The sequence below is a fragment of the Streptomyces sp. SID5464 genome (assembly GCF_009862985.1).
Taxonomy (GTDB): Bacteria; Actinomycetota; Actinomycetes; order Streptomycetales; family Streptomycetaceae; genus Streptomyces; species Streptomyces chartreusis_D.
The window spans coordinates 1-2300 of the sequence record NZ_WWIQ01000011.1; the positions used below are offsets into that span (position 1 = coordinate 1).

At 72.0% G+C, this 2300-nt stretch carries 1 protein-coding gene; it reads right to left on the reverse strand.

Translation table 11 applies throughout. From position 1 onward, the window contains the following. Positions 1 to 113: 113 nt before the first annotated feature. The coding region (locus GTY47_RS12470) for an SDR family NAD(P)-dependent oxidoreductase (protein WP_010045468.1) at positions 114 to 2300 on the reverse strand (2187 nt) is incomplete at its 5' end.

Consider the following 2300-nt stretch of genomic DNA (forward strand, 5'->3'; position numbering starts at 1 on the left):
GGCTCCCGAGCCCTCTCCACCATGCGGTCGTTCTCCCGCTGCAACCGCTCGGTTTCCTTCAACGAGGCACGCAACGCCTCGACCAGCTCGTTGTTCGCAGCATTCATCGTGAATTACTCGCTCTCATCAACGGGGTCAGGACGGTCGCCGCGTGCCATGCGGATCATTTCCTCGATGCTCATGGAGTCGATCTCACTCCCGGCCGACGGGGCGTGGCGTGCCACTGGGGAGGCCGTTGCCGGGGTTCCGTTCACCGGCTCGCCGCCGGTTTCGGTGAAGGGCGTGGATCCCGTGGCGAGTTCGTCGAGGAGGTGCCGCGCCAGTGCCTCCGACGTCGGGTGGTCGAAGACGGCGGTGGGGGACACCCGCAGACCCGTCGCCTTGTTGAGCCGGTTGCGCAGCTCGATGCCCATCACCGAGTCGAAGCCCAGGTCTCGGAAAGCCTGGCCGGGGACGACCCGTTCGGTCCTCGCGTAGCCGAGGACGGTCGAGACCTCGGCGCAGACGAGGTCCAGCAGCGTGTCGAGCCGCTGCTGCGGCGCCAGTCCGGCCAGCCGGGCCGGCAGGGCAGGCTGCTGCTCCTGGTCGGCAGCCGCCGCCCGCGCCGGACCGCCGACCAACTCGGACACCATGGGGTGGGGGCGAATGGCGTTGAGGACCTTCCCGAACCGGGCCCAGTCGACGTTCGCGACCATCACGTCCGTGTCGCCGTGATCGAGCGCCTGCTGAAGCGCCGTGGCCGCGAGGTGCGGGGTCATCAGGTCCATCCCCCGGTGGCTGATGAACCTGGCGAAGTCCTCCTTGCCGGCCATTCCGCCGCCGGACCATGCTCCCCAGGCGACCGAAAGAGCCGGGACCCCTTCTGCCCGCAGGTGCGCGGCGAGGGCGCTGAGATAGGCGTTGCCCGCCGCGTAGGCGCCCTGGCCCACGCTCGGCAGCAGGCTGCCCGCGGAGGAGAACAGCACGAACGCGGAGAGGTCGAACTTCCCGGTCAGCTCGCGGAGATTGGCCACGGCACCGGACTTCGGGCGCAGTACGCGCTCCAGTTGGCCGGCGGTCATCTCGTTCACCGGTGCGTCGTCCACGACGCCGGCCGTGTGCATCACGGCGGTGAGCGGATGCTCGGCCGGAATGCCGTCGATGGCGCGCGCCAGCGCGTCTCGGTCGGCGGCGTCGCACGCGGCGAAGGTGACCGAGGAGCCCAGTCCCTCGAGTTCCGCGACCAGTTCGGCGGCGCCCGGAGCGCTCTCGCCCTGGCGGCTGACGAGGAGCAGGTGAGGGGCCCCGTGGTAGGCGAGCCACCGGGCGATGTGACCGCCGAGGGCGCCGGTGCCGCCGGTGACCAGCGTGGTGCCCTCGGGACGCCAGGGCGCGGGCTGCGCGGTGTCCGGGAGCGGTGCGCGCTTCAGCCGGCGCAGCAGGACCTGGGTCCCGCGCACGGCGACCTGGTCCTCGTCGCCGGGGTCGGCGAGCACCCCGCACAGCAGGGCGGCGGCACGGTCGTCGAAGACGGGCGGCAGATCGACCATCCCCGCAAGGCACTGCGGGTTCTCCAGGCCGGCGGCCCTGCTGAGGCCCCAGACATGAGCCTGCACCGGGTGGGCCGGGACCTCGTCGGGGGCGACGGAGAACGCGCCGTTGGTCACCGACCACAGCCGGGCCGGGAACGGCGCGGCGTCCAGTGCCCGCACCAGTTCGACGGTGGCCAGCAGACCCGCGGGCACCACGGGATGCCGCGGATGCGGAGACTCGTCGAGCGGGAGGAACGACAGCACGCCCGCGACCTCGCCGCCCTCCGTCAGGCTGTCGGCGTCACTGCGCAGGAGTTCCGTCAATCCCCCGCGGTCGCCGTCCCGGGTGTCGACGAGCAGCGGCACCGGGGCGGCCCCGTACCGGGTCAGGGCCTTGAGGGAGCCGACGACGAGCTCGTCGTCCGCCAGGTGACGGGGCACGACCACCAGCCAGGTACCGGACAGTGCCGCCGTGCGCGACGTCCGCGGTGCGCGATCCCAGGTGACGCGGTATCGCCACGACTCGGCGACCGTGCCTTCCCGGCGCTCCTGCCACCAGTTGGACAGCGCGGGCAGTACCTCGTGGAGGGCGTCGGTCACCCGGCTTTCGCGGAGGCCGAGCAACGTGGCCAGCTCACCGGCCTCCCCGTCCTTCACCAGGCGCCAGAAGCGCCGCTCCAGCCGGTCGTCCGAACCACTGTCCGGTGCCGTGCCGGACGCCGCGACCAGCGGGTCGAGGGGCAGTTCGACCGGTTGGGTTTCGGGCAGCAGCACGGGCCAGGTGATGTC